Source organism: Streptomyces sp. NPDC001568, from assembly GCF_042893755.1.
GTDB lineage: Bacteria > Actinomycetota > Actinomycetes > Streptomycetales > Streptomycetaceae > Streptomyces.
Genome location: NZ_JBIAVF010000002.1, coordinates 408,936 through 426,341, shown reverse-complemented (window position 1 = coordinate 426,341; position 17,406 = coordinate 408,936). Strand labels below are relative to the sequence as shown.

Here is a 17,406-nt window from a genome sequence, read left to right as displayed (position 1 = left end):
TGACCCCGGTCACCCTTGCGTTCATTGAGTTCACGGCCGGGTGCACACTGAGCGCCATGTTCCGCTTCCCCCGACCGCCCCGGAGCCTCGCCGGCCAGCTGTTCGCGATGCAGGTCCTGCTGGTCGCCGTCGTCGTCGCCGGTTGCGCGGTCTTCGCCTACGCGGCCGCCCGCGGCCAGGCCGAGGACGCCGCGCGGCGGCAGGCCGGGGCCGTGGCCCGGGCCGTCGCCGACTCGCCGTCCGTCCAGGAGGCCGTCGGCGTCGCCGCCCACGGGAGCGACCCCTCCGCCGCCCTCCAGCCCTACGCGGAGCGGGTGCGGGCCGACTCCGGCGTGGACTTCGTGACGATCATGGCCCCGGACGGGAGGCGCTGGACCCACCCCGACCCGCGCCGCATCGGCGAGCCCTTCCTCGGCAACACCGCCCCCGCGCTGCGCGGCGAGACCTTCAGCGAGACCTACACGGGCACCCTCGGCCCCTCGATCCGCGTGGTCACCCCGTTGACGGACCGGGACGGCCGCATCGTCGGGCTGGTCAGCGCGGGCATCACCGTCCGCGCGGTCAGCGACCGGCTGGCGGCGCAGCTCTCCGCCCTGGCCTGGGTGGCGGCCGGGGCGCTGGCGCTGGGCGCGGTGGGTACGTACGTCGTGAACGCCCGACTGCGCCGGCACACCCACGGGATGAACGCGGCCGAGCTGAGCCGGATGTACGACTACCACCAGGCGGCCCTGCACGGGGTCCGGGAGGGGCTGCTGATGCTCGACGGGCAACGCAGGATCACCCTCATCAACGACGCGGGCCGCGAACTCCTGGGTCTGCACGGCGAGGTCACCGGCACGGGGCCGGCCGAACTGGGGCTGCCCGCCCCGCTGACGGGCGCCCTGCTCTCCGACCGGCCCCGGGTCGACGAGGTGCACCTCAGCGCGCAACGGGTGCTCGTCGTCAACAGTTCCCCGGTCGCGGGCGGAGGCCGCCGGGGCACGGTGGTGACCCTGCGCGACCACACCGAACTCCAGTCCTTGACCGGCGAGTTGGATCACGAACGCGGATTCACCCAGGCCCTGCGCGCCCAGGCGCACGAGGCGGCCAACCGGCTGCACACCGTGGTCTCCCTCATCGAACTGGGCCGCAGCGACGAGGCGGTGGACTTCGCCACCGCCGAACTGGAGCTGGCCCAGGCCCTGACCGACGAGGTGGTCACCGCCGTGGGGGAACCGGTCCTGGTGGCCCTGCTCCTCGGCAAGGCCGCGCAGGCGCACGAGCGCGGCATCGAGCTGGTCGTCACCCCGGACAGCGGGGCCGTCGACGGGACGCCGGGGATCCCGCCCGCCCGGGACCTCGTCACGGTGCTCGGCAACCTCATCGACAACGCCGTCGACGCCCTCACCGGAGTCCCGGGAGGGCGGATCGCCGTCACCGTGCGCCGGGAAGCGGACGGACTGCTCCTGCGGGTCGCGGACAACGGCCCGGGCCTGCCCGAGGGGGTGGACGTCTTCCGGCGCGGCTGGTCCGGCAAGGGCGAGGGGCGCGGGCTGGGCCTCGCGCTGGTCAGGCAGGTGGCGCACCGGCACGGGGGCGCCGCCGACGCCGCCTCGGGCACGTCCGGGTACGGCGCGGAATTCACCGTACGGCTGCCACTGGCGGCGGGGCCGGAACCGGCGCGGGTCGAGGGCCCCGCACGGAAGCGGAATCCGGACGCCGGTCAGGGGCCGGATCCCGACCCGGACCGGCGGGCCCCCGGCGGTTCCGGCGTGCGGATACCGGGTCAGCGGCGCGGTGGGGAGGGGACGGCATGAGCGCCCCGCAGGTGCGGGTCCTCGTCGTCGAGGACGATCCGGTGGCGGCCGACGCCCACGCGCTCTACGTCGGCCGGGTGCCCGGTTTCACCGTCGTGGCCGTCGTCCACACGCTCGCCGAGGCCACCCGGACCCTGGAGCGCGCCCGGATCGACCTGCTGCTCCTCGACCTCACCCTGCCGGACGGCAACGGGCTGCGCTTCGCGCGCGGACTGCGCGCCGGCGGCCATCCCGCCGACGTGATCGCGGTGACCTCGGCGCGGGACCTCGCCGTGGTGCGCGAGAGCGTTTCCCTGGGCATCGTGCAGTACGTACTGAAGCCCTTCGCCTTCCCGACCCTGCGCGAACGACTGCTGCGCTACGCGGAGTTCCGTGCGGCGGCGGGCGAGGCGGCCGGTCAGGACGACGTGGACCGGACGCTCGCCGCCCTGCGCGCGCCCGGTCCGGCGGAGTTGCCCAAGGGGCTCAGCGCCCCGACCCTGGACCGGGTCGCGGCGCTGCTGCGGGCGGCGCCCGAGGGCCTCACCGCCGCCGGGGCGGCCGAGGCGGCCGGGACGTCCCGGATCACCGCCCGGCGCTACCTGGAGCACCTGGTGGACACCGGTCGCGCGGACCGGGCCCCCCGGTACGGCCAGGTCGGCCGCCCCGAACTGCACTACCGCTGGCGGCCGGCCGCGACGGGCTCGGTGTCGAACGTGTAGAACTTCCGGTGGTCCAGCATGTCGGCCGGGGTCACGTCGTTCCACGGCCGCATCGTGTCCCGCAGGTCCACCACGTTCGGCGTACCGGCGGCCGGGAGGTACGTGGACTGCGGGTGGCGGGCCTGCCAGTCGGCCCACAGCTTGTCGATGAAGGCGTGGTGCATCCAGAAGACGGGGTCGTTGGGGGAGACGCCGGTGGCCATCTGGCCGCCGACCCACACGTGCACCCGGTTGTGGAGGTTGGCGCCGCGCCAGCCCTCCAGGTTGTTGCGGAAACCGTTCGAGGAACTGTTCCAGGGGGCCATGTCGTAGACGGGCATGGCCAGCACCGCGTCCACCTCGGCCTTGGTGGGCAGCTCGGCCACACCGCCGCCCAGGGCCCGGCGCAGGTAGTTGCGCCCGTCCACGCGGACGTTCACGTCCCACTTGCCGGTCGCGTACGCGAACGGTCCGTCGAGGACCTGTCCGTCGCGGGCCCGGCCGGTCCCGCCGAGGAAGTCGGCGGCCCAGAGGGAGGAGCGGGTGGTGCGGTCGACGCTCCAGTCCCAGTACGGGATCGCCACACTCGCGTCCACCGCCTGAAGAGCCGCCTCGAACTCCAGGAGAAAGCGGCGGTGCCAGGGCAGGAAGGAGGGGGAGCGGTGGCCCACCCGGTCGCCCGAGTCGGTGTCGCTCATGATGAACCCGTTGTGGGTCGTGACGAAGCGGTCGTAGCGACCGGTGCGCTTGAGTTCGAGCAGCGCGTTGGTGAAGGCGCGCTTCTCCTCGGGGGTGAGCGCGGCCTGGTTCTTGCGGACGGTCATGCCGTGCCTCCCATCGGTGCGAACGGCGCGAGGACCGCGCCCTGGAGCTCGCGCACGGCGGCGCGGGCGAGCGTGGTCGGATCGGCGAAGGTCTCGTAGTGGTTGACCACGCTGATCCAGGTGCCGTCGGCGTTGCGCATGACGTGCAGCTCGCGGCCGTCTATGAGGACGGTCGGCATGCCGGGGGAGTGGTGGCCGCCGTGGTGGCCGCCCTGGCCGGTGGTTATCCGGATGCGTCGGCCCTGGTACACCTCGTCGACCGTGCCGGCGGGGGTGGCTGCGGCGCGGGAGTCGGTGGCGGCGGCGTGCGCGGTGGCGCCCGCGAGGCCGAGGGCGGTGAGTGCGCCGGCAGTGGTGCCCAAGGCCTGCCGACGGGTGATCTTGTTCATGGCCGTAGAACTATCAGGGCAGCGTGGGCAGTTGACCGCTATCCGGACATCGCGCGATAAGTTTCATATAAAACGATTGAGCCGATCTTCCCGTTCCGACCGGCCGTGGTGACCTGGACGGGAAGATCTACGGATCAAATACTACTCGTCAGTAATTCTTGCGGCGAAGTCGGGGTTCCTATGGAGGGGATCACATCGCGGACTCGGCCGGAAGCGGCGACGTGAACCCCGTGATGTGAGACGGGTTCGTGGCGATATTCAACGTATAGTCCGGATATGGCTCTTCATGAGACGAAGGACGCGCAATCCCGGGACGCCGACGTGGACGTGTTCGCGTCCGTCCTGAGCGGTCAGATCCTTCCGAAGTTCCGCATGCCCGACGAACCCTCGCCCTCCGAGGTCGTCTACTCCCTCCTGCACGACGAGCTGCTCCTCGACGGCAACGCCGCACAGAACCTGGCCACCTTCTGCACCACCTGGTCGGACGACGGCGTGCACCGCCTGATGAACGAGTGCCTCGACAAGAACATGATCGACAAGGACGAGTACCCCCAGACGGCCGAGATCGAGGCCCGCTGCGTCAACATCCTGGCCGACCTGTGGAACGCCCCCGCCGGTACGGCGGGCACCGGCTGCTCCACCACCGGCTCCAGCGAGGCGGCCATGCTCGGCGGCCTCGCCCTCAAGTGGCGCTGGCGGGCCCGGCGCCGCGCGGAGGGCAAGCCCGCGGACCGCCCCAACCTGGTGTGCGGCCCGGTGCAGATCTGCTGGGAGAAGTTCGGCCGGTACTTCGACGTCGAACTCCGCCAGGTCCCGCTGGAGCCCGGGGCCACCGGCCTGCTCCCGCACCAGCTCGCCGCGCACGTCGACGAGAACACCATCGGGGTCGTCGCCATCCTCGGCGTCACCTACACCTGCGACTACGAGCCCGTCGCCGAACTCTCCGCCGAACTCGACCGGATCCAGGCCGAGCACGGCTGGGACGTCCCGATCCACGTGGACGGCGCCAGCGGCGGCTTCGTCGCCCCCTTCCTCCACCCCGACGTGGTGTGGGACTTCCGGCTGCCGCGCGTGGCCTCCATCAACACCTCCGGCCACAAGTACGGACTCGCACCGCTCGGCGTCGGTTGGATCGTGTGGCGCACCGCCGACCTGCTGCCGGCCGACCTCGTCTTCGACGTGGACTACCTCGGCGGCGACATGCCGACCTTCGCCCTCAACTTCTCCCGGCCCGGCGGCGAGGTCATCGCCCAGTACTACCTGTTCCTGCGGCTGGGCAGGGAGGGCTACCGGCGCGTCCAACAGGCCTGCGCCGACACCGCCCGCTACCTGGCCGGGCAGATCGCCGACATCGGCGCCTTCACCCTGCTCTACGACGGGGAGGGCGCCCTGCCCGCCGTCTCCTACACCCTCTCCGACCCGGCGGGCGCCGGGTTCAGCCTCTACGACCTCTCCGACCGGCTGCGGATGCGCGGCTGGCAGGTGCCCTCGTACCCGCTGCCCGCCGACCGCCAGGACACCGTCATCCAACGCGTCCTGATCCGGCACGGGGTGACCCGCGACCAGATCGCCCTGCTCGTCGCCGACCTGCGCCGGGCCGTGGAACACCTCGGCGCCCACCCGCAGCCCGTTCCCACCACCGAGCCCCGGTCCGGCTTCCACCACTGAGGCGAGGCCGGCCGACCGATCAGGGGGACGCGGACCAGCGCATGCCGAGGGCGCTCAGGGCGGCCGTCCGGTCCGGGGCGAGGCTCCCGGCCCGGGCGCGCTGGTTCGCGATCCACGCGCCGAGCCGCACCTCGCGGTCGCCGACGGACTCCACGTGCGTACGGGGCACCCGCAGGTGCCGCTCCCGGGCGTGGAACCGCCGGGCGGCCTCCAGGTGATCGGCCCAGGCAGCCGCGTGACTGCGGCGTGGCGGGGGGCGTTCCGCCGGGGCCGCGGGGGCCAGGCCCAGCGTGTGCTCCAGCAGCCACCGCTGGGCCCACACCAGCCGGTCCCAGCCCAGCCCCTGGGCCCGTACCCACTGGCCCAGGTCCTCGCCCTGGACCACCACGCGGCCGGGCTCCGGGGGCATCGGGCCGCCCGCGTCCCGATGGGCCCGGGTCAGCAGGAAGGCCCGCTGCCAGCCGATGTCCCAGGCCGGACACCAGGACGGGTCGATCTCCTCCAGGGCCTCCCGCCGCTCCCGCGACAGCGCCCCGGGCCCCTCCCGGCGGGCCGCGGCCCGGTTGTTCTTGACCCACACCCCGACGGGAACGCCCCGCCAGGTCGCCTCCACGGGCGGCAGCAGGTGCCCGTGGTCGGCGGCCCAGGCCCGGGCCGCCGCGAGCCCCTCCTCGAAGGCCACGTCGAAGTGGTTCCACACCATGCCGAGTTCGTCCAGCTCCCATGTCCGCTCCCGGCCCAACGCGCCCCTGCGGTACGTGCGCCGCGCGTCGGCGATCCACTGGCCGAGCGGAAACCCCGCCAGGGCCGCCGGCAGCCCCTCGACCGCCGGGACCTTGTACGCGAACGGCACCTTCAGGTTCCCGGCCGCGGCGGCGTAGACCCGGGCCGCCTCCGCGCCCCGCCGCCACCGCGTGTGCTCCGGGTTCAGCACGCGCAGCCGGATGAACGCGGCCAGCAGCGCCGGGTCGTGGGGCGTGGAGAAGCTCAGCAGGGCCGCCGCTCCCGGGCCGGGACCGGTGTACGGCCCCGCCGTACCCGAGGGCGCCGGCGTCCGGCTGGCCGCCTGCGGTTGGGCCAACGCCTCCACGAGCCGGGAGTCGTGCGCCCGCAGCGCCTCCAGCAGCCGGGCGAGGTCGCCGTACGCGCGGGAGGTCAGCATCGACTCGGGGCTCTCTCCGGGACCCAGCAGGACCGGAACGACCAGCGAGGCGACCTTCCCCTCGCCCGGCCGGATCCGCAACGCCCGGCCGACGGCCTGCACCAGGTCCGGCATGGAGCCGCGCACGTCGGCCCAGAAGACGGAGTCGCACTCCTTGGTGTCCACCCCCTCACCCAGCACCCGGACGCTCCCGAGGAAGGCCTTGTCGGCGATCCGGTCGTCGGCGAACGCCTCCAGCACCCGCCGCCGGTGCCCGGCCGCGTGCTGCCCGCTCAACCAGTCCGCCCACACCGTGCGCGGGTACGGGGGCAACGGGCTTCGGCTCGTCGCCCGCATCCGCGCCGCGACGGCGGGCAGCCCCGCCGCGAAGGCCTCGGCCTCCTTCGTCAGGTGGTGGAAGACCAGCGTCCGCCGGAATCCCTGGTCGGCCGCCGCCTTGACCAGCGCCGCCTGCAAGGCCGCCAACCGCATCCCGCGCACCTCGTCCGAGCGGCTGTCCGTGCCCAGCAGCAGCGCCGAACGGAACCCCGGATCCGAGACGTCCACGCACACGACGCGGTACGGGGCGCAGATCCCCCGGTCGATGGCCTCCGACAGGGACAGGGTGTGGCAGCGCGCGCCGAACGGCCCCAGCGGATCGTCCTCCATCGACGCGACGAGGGCCCCCCCGCCCCGCAGGCCCTCGGCGCCGACCGTTCCCTCGCCGTCCTCCGTCCCCTCGGCGTACTCGGCGTCCTCGCCGTCGCGCCACACGCGGGGCGTCGCCGTCATGTACAGCCGCCGGACGGACGCGATCCGGGCGTTGTCGTGCACCACCGCCCAGGGCTTGCCGATCCGCCCGGACGTCCGGTGGGCCTCGTCGACCACGATCAGGTCCCAGGACGGCAGGGCCGCCCGATGCGCCCGCTCGATGGTGCCCAGGCCCAGCGAGGCGTACGTGGCGAACACGGTCACCCGCTGCGCCGGCCCGCTGGCCCACCGGGCGAGCTCGGCCGGATCGGTGGTCGTGGGCAGGCCCACGTCCTCGCCGCGCAGCGAGCAGACGGCGAAGGCCCGGCCGGTTCGGCCGCCCTCGCGCCAGGCGGCCACCGTCTGCACCAGCAGGTCCAGGGAGGGCACCAGGACGAGCACCCGCCGCGCCCGCAACTCCTCGGCGGAGCGCACCGCGACGAGGGACTTGCCGGACCCGGTGGCCATGATCACCTGGGTCCGCAGGCCCCGCTCCGGAAGCCGGCCGTCCGCGGGCAGCTGAAGCGCGCGGACCACGGCGTCGACGGCTTCGCGCTGGTGCGGTCGCAGTTCCTTGCTCGCCACTGCTCTCACCCCACCCGCTCTCATCTGCCCCTTCGGCTCCAGGTCCCATCTTGCCCGGATTTTGAGTCAGCGGGGTGACGGAGCGCGGGCGGGCCGGGAGAGCGGCCGGCGGAGCGACCTCGGGGCGGTCTAGCGCGCGCCGAAGTTCTGCGTCCACCAAGGGCCGCCGGCGCCCGGCTGCATGCCCACGCCCAGGTCCTTGAAGGAGCAGTTGAGGATGTTCGCGCGGTGCCCCGGGCTCTTCATCCACGAGTCCATCACCGCCTGCGCGGTCTGCTGGCCCTTGGCTATGTTCTCGCCGTACGTCGACCAGCGGTACCCGGACGCGGTCGTCCGGGCCCCGGGGTCGGCCCCGTCGGGGTTGGTGTGCGCGAAGAAGTTCCGCTGCGCCATGTCCGCCGAGTGCGCCTGGGCGGCCGAGCGCAGTTGCGCGTCGTCCTTGAGCGGGCCGCAGCCGGCGGCTGCCCGCTCGGAGTTGGCCAGGGCCAGTACCTGGCCGACGACACCCTGCGGGGCGGGCGCCGGAGCCGGCGCGGCGGCCTTCGTGGTCGGCGGGTTGCTCCGCGTCGGCGAGGGCGCCGCCGAGGAGGACTTGACGACGGACGGCGACGGCGAGGCGGACCGCGAAGCGGAGACCGACGGGGAGGGCGAGGCCGACCCGGAAACGGAAGCGGAGGGGGAGGCCGGGACGGAGGGCAGCGGGGCCCCGGTGTCGGGCGCCGACAGGGCTGCCGGAGAGGCGGGGGCGGCTCCGGTCGCCTCGGTGTCTCCCGCGCCGGGGAGCGAGCCCAGGTAGACCAGCCCGCCGCCCGCCACACAGGCGGCGACGACCGCGCCGCCGATCGCCCGGCGTCGGTTCTGGCGCCGCTTGCGCACCACCCCGCGGCCGGCCGCCGCCTCTGCGCCGGGGCCGCCGTCACCCGTCCTGCGGCGCGCGGCGCGGCCCGGCCCCGACACCACCGGGGTGAGCTGCGTCGCCGCGTCGGCGAACGAGGCGGCCGGGACCGGGGTCCAGCCGGCCGCGACGGCCGACCGTACGCCCGCCAGCAGCGCCGCCGTGACGGGCACCAGGGCCAGCCCGGCCAGCAACCCCTCCGCGGGCACCAGCCCGTTCCACAGCCCCGAGCAGCGCAGGCACTCGCGGGCGTGCCGGGCTATTCGCTTGCGCCACAGCGCCGAGGGACGCCCGTCCCAGCCGGCCGTCATCGCGCGCAGCCCGTCGCACGGGGGCTGCGCGTCCAGGGCCCGCTCCACCACCCGGGCGGCTTCCAGCTGCGCCTTCATCCGCTGCACCCGCACCGCGGTGTGCTGCGGGCTCAGCTCCAGCGCCGAGGCGACGTCGGCCCGGGTCACCTCACCGGCGCACTCCAACCACCACAGGGACAACAGCGCCCGGTCGTCGGGCTCCAGCCAGCGCGTCGCCCGGGCGGTCTCGCGCCGCTGACCCGACAGGTGGAGCCGGACGACGGTCAGGTCGGCGAAGTCGGCGCCCGGGTCGGCGACGTCACCGGCCTCCTCCAGCCCGCTCTCGCCGGGCCCGCCGGAGCGGGCCTGCCAGTGCGCCCTGATCCGGTTCATCGTGATCGCGACCAGCCAGGAGCGGAAGCTCTCGTCCGACCGCAGTCCGCCCAGTCCGTCGAGCGCCCGCAGCATGGTGTCCTGCACGACGTCGTCCACGTCGCAGGACCCGTTCAGAGCCCGGCCGACGATGTTGTAGACGAGCGGCAGGTGAGCGCTGACGAGCTCGTCCTGCGCGCGGGGATCGCCCGCGCGGGCTGCTGCCACCAGTGCTGCCGTGTGCTGTGTGCTCATGTGAAAGTCCCTGTCCGTACCGGCGGTCGATGATGCCCAATAACCGGGAGACCGTCGAGAGGGGCCCCGATAACACTTATCCGGAAGAAGTTTTCGGCGCCGGCTCCGCGAGCGCCTCCGCCGCGCCCGCCGGTGGTCACAGCAGGGGGGTCAGCGCCTCCGCGGCGGCGCGCAGGGCCGGGGCGTACGCCTCGATCTCCTCCCGGGAGACCAGGAACGTGACGGTGGTCACCGAGACTCCGCCGACCGGGCGACCGTCGGCGCCGAGGACGGCCGCGCCGATGCACCGGATCGTCGGCTCGTTCTCCTCGTCGTCCACGGCGAACCCGCGTTGCCGTACCGCTTCCAGTTCGGCGGCCAGGGCCTTCGCGGTGGTCAGCGTTCGCGGCGTGCGCGCGGGCAACCCGGTGGCCCCGAGCAGCTCCGTCGACTCCCGCGGGGGGAGATGGGCGAGGACGGCCTTGCCGATGGCCGTGGTGTGCAGCGGCACCCGCATGCCGATCCGGGAGGCGGTGCGGAAGGGCTGACCGCTCTCCAGTTTGTGGATGTAGGTGATGGTCTCTCCGCTGTGCAGGGCCAGGTGCACCGTCTGGCCCGTGGCCTGCCGCAGCTCGTCCAGGATCTGCTGGACGCTCGCCGGCTCGCCGCCGCCGACCATGGCGGACAGCCCGCGCAGCCGTGGGCCCACCCCGTAACGGCCGTCGCCGGCGGAGCGTACGAAGCCCTGCTCCACCAGCGCCGCCAGGATGCGGAAGGTGCTCGACTTGGGTACCGCCGCCGCCGTCATGACGTCCGTCAGCCGGTGCGGCCCGCCGGGCGCCGCCACGGCCTCCAGGATCCGCAACGACTTCTCCAGCGCGGACCCGGCCGCCGAAGTCCGGCCGCCGGTCCGGGGAGCGGGGCCGGCCAGGTTGCCCGGACCGGCGGGGCCGTCTTCGTACGCCGGGTCCGTCGACGGTGCTCGCTCCGTTGACACGCGGGCTCCCTGGGTGTGTAAGGTCTGGACCACTGAGTTCCATTACACGATATGCAGTTCCGCTACGTGGAACAAATCGGGGGGTCCGATGTCCTGTCATCCGTACGCGGTGATGGCCGCCCAGCGCCTGCTCCCGGTGCTGCGCGACCCCGGCCCGGACGAGGCCGTCCGACGCACGGGCGCCCTGCTCGCAGCGGGCTGCCGCGCCGTAGAGCTGACCACCTCCACCCCCGGCTGGGCCACGGCCGTCGCCCGCACCGCCCCGCTCACCGACGCGCACGGACGCCCCGCCCTCATCGGCGTCGGCACGATCACCACCTCGGACCAGGCGCGGGAAGCCCTCGCCGCCGGCGCCGGCTTCCTGATCTCCCCCTACCCGGCGCCCGAGGTCCGCGAGTTCGCCGCGCGGCACGACGCCGTGTTCGTCGAAGGGGGCTTCACCCCCGGTGAGATCGCCGCCGCCGCCCGCCACGCGGGAGCGGCCAAGGTCTTCCCGGCACACGTGGGCGGCCCCGGATTCATCCGCTCCCTCAAGGCCGTCCTGCCCGACGCGTTCCTCGTGCCGACCGGCGGCATCCGGCCGGGCGAGGTCCGGGAGTGGCTCGCCGCCGGAGCGGGCGCCGTCGGCATCGGCAACGGCCTGCCCGACGACCCGGCCGAACTGGCCGCCGTCTTCGCGGAACTGGCCGGTCCGTGCTGCGCCGACTGCGCCCGGGAGCGTTGACCGTGCCCGCCTCCCCGGACTACGACGTCCTCGTCCTCGGCGAGGTCTTGGTCGAGATCCACACCGACACCGCCCCGCGCGAAGCCGTCGACGGCACCCCGGCCCGCATCTCCTACTCCGGCGACGCGCTCAACGCCGCGGCCGCCGCCGCGGCCGCCGGAGCCCGTACCGCCCTGCTGGCCGTCGTCGGCGACGACGACCTCAGCGTCCCGCTGCTGCGCCGCGCCACCGACCTCGGCGTGGACGTCTCCCACGTCCGCCGGGCCCCGCGCCCCAACGGCGCCTACCTGCTCTGCGCCGACACCGAGGGAGAGCGCGAGTTCGTCTACTGGCGCACCGCGGGCGCCGGCTCCACACTCGCCCCGTCCCACGTCGACTCCTGGCGCTCCCTGCTGACGTCCGCCCGCTCCCTCATCACCAGCGGGATCACCGGCGCCCTCTCCCCGACCGCACGCGAAGCCGTGCTGGAGGCCGCCCGGACCGTGCACGAGGCCGGCGGCCACCTCACGTACGACCCCAACTACCGCGCCCGGCTCACCGGGCGGGACCAGGCCCGGGAGCTGCTGGCCCGGATCGCCCCGCTGACGGGGTTGCTCAAGACCTCCTGCCCGGGGGACGCCCTCGCCCTGGTGGACACCGCCGACCCGGCCACCGCGGCGGCCCGCTGCCGGGCCCTGGGCGCCCGCGCCGTCGCCATCACCGCGGGCGCGGGCCGGCTGCTCCTGGACGACGGCAGCGGGGTGGCCCACCACCCCGTCCCCGTGAACCCGCACGCCGTCGACGCGACCGGCGCAGGGGACTGCTTCACCGGCACCACCACCGCCCGCCTCGTCCTCGGCGACACCCTCGCCGACGCGGTGTCCTACGGCACGGCCGCCGCCTCCCTGTCGGTGTCCGGCCGCGGCGGCACCGGCCGCGTCCCCGCCTTCGCCGAAACGGCGGCCCTGGCGAGGACCCACCGGGGCCCCTCGTGAGGGCCGCCGCGGCCTTCGCCCAGTTCCTCACGCGCGGCGGCCACGTGGTGGGCGCCGCCGGGCCGGTGCGATGTTCGCGGCCCGGCGGCGCCGGTAAGGGGGGTCGGCCGGCCGGTGGATCCGAGGATCCACCGGCCGGCCCGACCCGTCAGTGGCCCCGCAGGCCCCGGTCGACGGCCTTCGTCAGTTCACCGTCGGCGGTGTCGCCGTCCAGGGACCAGAACATCGCGCCGCCCAGGCCCTCGTCGCGGACGTACTCGGCCTTGCGCCGCAGCACCTGCGGGTCGTCGTACGTCCACAGGGTGGTGCCGTCGAACAGCCAGGCGTGGCCGCCGCGCCGATCGCGGTGGACCTTGTACGTCCCCGAGTCCGCGAGCTGCTTGAGGACCTTGTAGTCCTCGTACCCCGCCGCCCAGGTCGCCGGCGCCGGCCCCGTCGCGGGCTGCCCGATGCCGTCACCGCCGCCGCGGACCCCGGTCCAGCCCTGCCCGTAGAACGGCATGCCGACCACCAGCTTGTGCGCGGGCGCCCCCCGGTCGCGCCAGGCCCGGACCGTGCCGTCCACGCTGAAGTCCTTCCGGGCGTACAGCGCCGACTGCTGGGCGGTGTTCTTCTCGCCCGACACGTGGAAGTCGTAGCCCTGGAGGTTGACGAAGTCCAGGTCGCGCATGATCCGGCGGACGTCGAAGCCTGCGTCGATCTTCGCGGGGGCGGTCGGGACGAAGGCCGTCAGCTCGTACTTCCGCTTCTGGGCGCGCCCGTAGGCGTCGAGCTGCGTGCGGAACTCCTTGACCAGTTCGGTGAAGTTGCGCTTGTCCTCGGGCCGGAACGTGGTGCCGGTGTTCGCCTCGGAACCGGGCCACTCCCAGTCCAGGTCGATGCCGTCGAACACCCCCGCTGCCGCTCCGGCGCCACCCCGCGCGCCGTCCTGCGGCAGGTTCCCCTTCACGTACAGGTCGATGCAGGACTCCACGAAGGCCTTGCGGGAGGCAGGGGTGAGGGAGGCGTCCGAGAAGTGGGTGGACCAGCTCCAACCACCGAGCGAAATCAGCACCTTGAGGTTCGGGTGCTTGGCCTTGAGCTCCTTGAGCTGGTTGAAGTTGCCCGCGAGGGGCTGCTCCGCGGTGTCGGCCACCCCGTCCACGGAGTTCGCGGCGTCCAGCGGGCGCGCGTAGTCCGCCCAGGCGTCGGCCTGACCGGCCACGTTGCCGGTGAAGCACTTCCCCTCGGCGCTGACGTTGCCGAAGGCGTAGTTGATGTGGGTGAGCTTGCCCGCGGTCCCGTTCGCATCGAGGTCCTGGACCTGGAAGTCACGTCCGTAGACGCCCCATTGCGTGAAGTATCCGACCTTCTTGTACGTGCGGCCGTGACCGGCGCTGTCGCCCTGCGCGCCGGTGGCGGCGGGTGCGAAGGCGGTCAGCAGGGAGAGGGAGCAGGCGGCGACGGCGAGTCTGCCGATCGTGCTGCGGCGCATGGGCTTCCTTTGCGGATCCGGGGAGTGGTGCTCCTGAGCCGTGCGTAACGCGTGCGCTGTGCAATCCGGAAACTATTGGTCTGGACCATCTGGGTCAAGGGGGTGTCCACCTCGGATTACGCCCGCCGGGGGGTCCGTCCGAAATTCATCGTTCACGGCCCTGGGCACCTCATGAGCTCCTCGCTACCCTCCGCGCATGATTTCCACGGTGGTCTGGGGCACGGGCAACGTAGGCCGCGCGGCGATCCGCGCCGTCGAGGCCCACCCGGCGCTCAAACTCACGGCAGTGATCGTCCACAACCCCGACAAGGTCGGCCGCGACGCCGGCGAACTCGCCGGTCTCGAGTACCTGTTGGGGGTGGCGGCGACCGACGACGTCGAAGCGGTGCTCGCCGCCCGACCCGCCGCCGTCGTGTACGCGGCGTCCGGCGACGTCCGCCCCGACGACGCGCTCGCCGACCTGGTGCGCGCCGTATCCGCCGGCGCGGCCGTCGTCAGCCCCGCCCTCTACCCGCTCTACGACCACCGCAACGCCCCACCGGAGTTCCGCGACCCGGTGCTCGCCGCCGTCGCGGAGGGCGGCGGCTCCCTCTTCGCCTCCGGAGTCGACCCCGGCTGGGGCAACGACGTCCTTCCGCTGCTGCTGAGCGGCCTCGGCACCACCATCGACGTGATCCGCTGCCAGGAGATCTTCGACTACTCCACGTACGACCAACCGGACTCGGTCCGCTACCTCGTCGGCATGGGCCAACCGATGGACTTCGAGCCCATGATGCTCATGCCCTCGGTCCCCACCATGGTCTGGGGAGGGCAGGTCCGCATGATGGCCCGCGCCCTCGGCGTCGAACTCGACGAGATCCGCGAGACCTCCGACCGCCGCGCCCTGGACACCACCGTCACCACCCGGACCATGGGCGACTTCGAAGCCGGCACCCAGGGCGCCATCCGCTTCGAGGTCCAGGGCATCGTCGAGGGCGAACCCCGCATCGTCATCGAACACGTCACCCGCATCCACGCCTCCTGCGCCCCCGACTGGCCCAGTCCGCCGGACGGCGCCGGGGCCCACCGCGTGATCATCGAAGGGCGCCCCCGCATCGAGGTCACCATCGAGGCGACCGACGAGGGCGAGAACCGCTCCGCGGGCGGCAACGCCACCGCGGTCGGCCGGCTGGTCGGGGCCATCGACTGGCTCGTGGCCGCCGAACCCGGACTCTACGACGCGCTCGACATCCCGCTGCGTCCCGCAGTCGGCAAACTCGGAAGGAAGCAGCCGTGAACATCGACATTCCCGAGGGGCAGCACCCCATCGAGTACGTATGGGGGGACATGGTTCCCGGCATCGGCATGGCAGCCGCCAACTTCTCCCTCTCCGTCTACGCCCACACCACCCTGGGCCTGCGGGAGTTCGAGGCGGCCCGACTGCGCATCGCGCAGATCAACGGGTGCGTCTTCTGCCTCGACTGGCGCACCGACCGGGACGGGGAGAAGGTCGAGGAGGAGTTCGCCGACGCGGTCACCGAGTGGCGCACCACCAAGGCCTTCGACGACCGCACCCGCTTGGCCGCCGAGTACGCGGAACGCTACGCCCTGGACCACCACAACCTCGACGAGGAGTTCTGGGAGCGGATGACCGCGCACTACAGCCAGTTGGAGATCGTCGAGCTGAGCATGAGCATCGGCTCCTGGCTCGCCTTCGGGCGCCTGAACCACGTGCTGGGGCTCGACAGCGTGTGCATGCTGCCGGGCAGCTGAGCCGGTACGGGGCGACCGACGTGGTGCGGGGCCGGCCGGAGAGTCCGGCCGGCCCCGTCGTCGTCGGGCCCCCGCTAGAGGTCCGTGGCGATGATCTTCTCGATGTTGCGCTCGGCGAGCGCCGTGATCGTCACGAACGGGTTGACGCTGGTGTTGCCGGGGATCAGCGCTCCGTCGATCACGTACAGGCCGGGGTGCCCGTGCAGACGACCGTAGTTGTCGGTCGCCTTGTTCAACACCGCACCGCCCAGCGGGTGGTAGGTGAGGTGGTCGCCCCAGATCTTGTTCAGGCCGAAGAGGTCGGTCCTGTAGATCGTGCCTTCCTTCGAGTTGATCTTGTCGAAGATGCTCTTCGCCATGTCGATGGACGGTTGCTTCCAGGAGGTCTGCCAGTTCAGGCCCACCTTCTGCGCCGCGGCGTCCCAGGTGAACTCGGCACGGTGCGGGTTCTTCGTGATCGACAGGTAGAACGAGGCGTACGTCTCGATCCCGGTGGGCAGCGGCGCCACTTCGGCGAAGGCCCCACCGGCGTCCCAGTTGTCGATGCCCCCGCAGGGGATGGAGGCCTGGACCTTCCCCGTCGCGTCCCACATGTGGTTGGCGCGGCCGCACATGACGTTGCCGTTGTCGCCCCAGCCCTTGCCGATCTCGTTGTTGAGGTTCGGCAGCGCTCCGGTGGCCTTCAGCTTCACGAGCAGCTTGCTCGTGCCGACGCTGCCGGCCGCGAAGAACACCTTGTCGGCGACGACGGTCTTGGTGGTGATCGTGGCGCCCGTGGTGTCCAGTTGCTCGATGACGACCGTGTAGCCGCCACCGGCCGAGGGGGAGACGGTGGTGACCCGGTGCAGGGGCGAGATGCTGACCTTGCCGGTGGCGCGGGCCGCGGCGATGTAGGTCTGTTGGAGGGACTTCTTACCGGCGTTGTTGCCGTAGAGGATCTCACCGGCCACCGCGGACTTGGGGACGGTACCGGCGACCTCCTTCTTCATGTAGTCCCAGTCGTAGACGTCCGGCACGAACACGAAGGGGAAGCCGGAGCGCTGGGCGTGCTTGCGACCGACGCGGGAGAACTGGTAGCAGTCCACCGTCTCGAACCAGTTGGGGTCGATGAGGCTCACCCCGAGGCCGGCGTTGGCGCGCGGGTAATAGGTGTTGTACATCTCGTCGGCGTTCACGGACGGCAGGATCGACGCGAAGTTCTGCCGCTTGGGCGTCACCGCCATGCCGCCGTTGACGAGCGAGCCGCCGCCGACGCCGCGACCCTGGTAGACGATGATCCCGCCCATCTCCTCGGCGTCGAGGATGCCCGTGTACTTCGGGACGTCCTTGTCGATGGGGAAGCCGAGGAAGTTGCTGAGCGGGGCCTTCGTCCGTGTGCGCAGCCAGTAGGAACGGTAGTCCGGCTTGGTGGTGTTGGCGAAGATCTTCCCGTCGGTGCCCGGGGTGTCCCAGGCCATGCCCATCTCGATCATGTGTACGTCGACACCCGCCTGGGCGAGGCGCAGCGCGGCGACGGAGCCGCCGTACCCGGTGCCGATGACCAGGGCCGGGACACGGGCCCCGGACTCGATGGGCGCGTTCGCGACGGCGGCTCCCGCGGCGGCCCCGGCGTGGGCCGGGGTCGCGTTGACCGTGAGAGCCATGGCTCCCAGAATAGAACCAGTTCCAGCGATGAATCCGCGACGGGAAACACCGTTGGAAACCTTGCTGTTCAGGCCTTTGTCACTCATGTGACGTTCCTCACTCTCGACGGAGTGAGAACAAGTTCTACTGTTGGGTGCTTGGTAAGTCACTACATACGGCGAGGTAACTTGTGACTGATTCCGGTTGCTGGGGAGCCTGAGGATCCGGAGGCGCGGGT

The 17,406-nt window shown here is 72.7% G+C and carries 14 protein-coding genes; 7 read left to right on the top strand and 7 right to left on the bottom strand.

Annotated features, from left to right (window positions below):
- The first annotated feature begins 56 nt into the window (after positions 1-56).
- Positions 57-1,796, top strand: a complete 1,740-nt coding sequence (locus ACFY0I_RS05020) for an ATP-binding protein (protein ID WP_388890265.1) — start codon at positions 57-59, stop codon at positions 1,794-1,796.
- Positions 1,793-2,497 carry a response regulator gene (locus ACFY0I_RS05015; protein WP_388890262.1) on the top strand — a complete coding sequence of 235 codons (705 nt, stop codon included), beginning with the start codon at positions 1,793-1,795 and terminating at the stop codon, positions 2,495-2,497. The genes ACFY0I_RS05020 and ACFY0I_RS05015 overlap by 4 nt, the downstream gene beginning before the upstream one ends.
- Here ACFY0I_RS05015 and ACFY0I_RS05010 read toward each other — a convergent pair.
- Entirely contained in the window at positions 2,452-3,300 is an 849-nt protein-coding gene (locus ACFY0I_RS05010) for a tyrosinase family protein (RefSeq protein WP_388890260.1), read from the bottom strand. The genes ACFY0I_RS05015 and ACFY0I_RS05010 overlap by 46 nt on opposite strands.
- On the bottom strand, positions 3,297-3,689 hold the full coding sequence (locus ACFY0I_RS05005) for a tyrosinase family oxidase copper chaperone (RefSeq protein WP_388890257.1): 393 nt from the start codon (positions 3,687-3,689) through the stop codon (positions 3,297-3,299). Before ACFY0I_RS05005 ends, ACFY0I_RS05010 begins: the two co-directional genes overlap by 4 nt.
- A 276-nt stretch (positions 3,690-3,965) precedes the next feature.
- On the opposite strand from ACFY0I_RS05005, the gene ACFY0I_RS05000 reads away from it, so the two are divergent.
- The gene (locus ACFY0I_RS05000; protein WP_388890254.1) at positions 3,966-5,357 is read left to right on the top strand and encodes a glutamate decarboxylase; all 1,392 of its coding nucleotides are present in this window, start codon (positions 3,966-3,968) and stop codon (positions 5,355-5,357) included.
- A gap of 19 nt (positions 5,358-5,376) precedes the next feature.
- Here the strand turns inward: ACFY0I_RS05000 and ACFY0I_RS04995 are convergent, their stop codons facing one another.
- The 3 genes from ACFY0I_RS04995 to ACFY0I_RS04985 form a co-directional block, all read right to left on the bottom strand.
- Positions 5,377-7,833 carry a Helicase associated domain protein gene (locus ACFY0I_RS04995; protein WP_388890251.1) on the bottom strand — a complete coding sequence of 819 codons (2,457 nt, stop codon included), beginning with the start codon at positions 7,831-7,833 and terminating at the stop codon, positions 5,377-5,379.
- A gap of 129 nt (positions 7,834-7,962) precedes the next feature.
- Positions 7,963-9,645 (bottom strand): sigma-70 family RNA polymerase sigma factor, encoded by a 1,683-nt coding sequence (locus ACFY0I_RS04990; protein ID WP_388890249.1) that lies wholly within the window; start codon positions 9,643-9,645, stop codon positions 7,963-7,965.
- Between the two features lie 136 nt (positions 9,646-9,781).
- The gene (locus ACFY0I_RS04985; protein WP_388890246.1) at positions 9,782-10,621 is read right to left on the bottom strand and encodes an IclR family transcriptional regulator; all 840 of its coding nucleotides are present in this window, start codon (positions 10,619-10,621) and stop codon (positions 9,782-9,784) included.
- Positions 10,622-10,709: 88 nt separating this feature from the next.
- Here ACFY0I_RS04985 and ACFY0I_RS04980 point away from each other — a divergent pair, with 88 nt between their 5' ends.
- Together ACFY0I_RS04980 and ACFY0I_RS04975 are read left to right on the top strand one after the other, a co-directional pair.
- Positions 10,710-11,345: a bifunctional 4-hydroxy-2-oxoglutarate aldolase/2-dehydro-3-deoxy-phosphogluconate aldolase gene (locus ACFY0I_RS04980; protein ID WP_388890243.1), complete on the top strand. Its 636-nt coding sequence runs from the start codon at positions 10,710-10,712 to the stop codon at positions 11,343-11,345.
- A 2-nt stretch (positions 11,346-11,347) separates the two neighbouring features.
- A complete protein-coding gene (locus tag ACFY0I_RS04975) occupies positions 11,348-12,319 on the top strand; it encodes a PfkB family carbohydrate kinase (RefSeq protein ID WP_388890241.1) in 972 nt (323 codons plus the stop codon).
- A 148-nt stretch (positions 12,320-12,467) separates the two neighbouring features.
- On the opposite strand, the gene ACFY0I_RS04970 is transcribed toward ACFY0I_RS04975, so the two are convergent.
- A complete protein-coding gene (locus ACFY0I_RS04970; protein WP_388890238.1) occupies positions 12,468-13,793 on the bottom strand; it encodes a glycoside hydrolase family 18 protein in 1,326 nt (441 codons plus the stop codon).
- Between the two features lie 196 nt (positions 13,794-13,989).
- Here ACFY0I_RS04970 and ACFY0I_RS04965 point away from each other — a divergent pair, with 196 nt between their 5' ends.
- Entirely contained in the window at positions 13,990-15,069 is a 1,080-nt protein-coding gene (locus ACFY0I_RS04965; RefSeq protein WP_388890235.1) for a dihydrodipicolinate reductase, read from the top strand.
- Positions 15,066-15,545 carry a carboxymuconolactone decarboxylase family protein gene (locus ACFY0I_RS04960; protein WP_388890233.1) on the top strand — a complete coding sequence of 160 codons (480 nt, stop codon included), beginning with the start codon at positions 15,066-15,068 and terminating at the stop codon, positions 15,543-15,545. The genes ACFY0I_RS04965 and ACFY0I_RS04960 overlap by 4 nt, the downstream gene beginning before the upstream one ends.
- Before the next feature lie 74 nt (positions 15,546-15,619).
- On the opposite strand, the gene ACFY0I_RS04955 is transcribed toward ACFY0I_RS04960, so the two are convergent.
- Entirely contained in the window at positions 15,620-17,275 is a 1,656-nt protein-coding gene (locus tag ACFY0I_RS04955) for a GMC oxidoreductase (RefSeq protein WP_388890230.1), read from the bottom strand.
- Between the last annotated feature and the right edge of the window lie 131 nt (positions 17,276-17,406).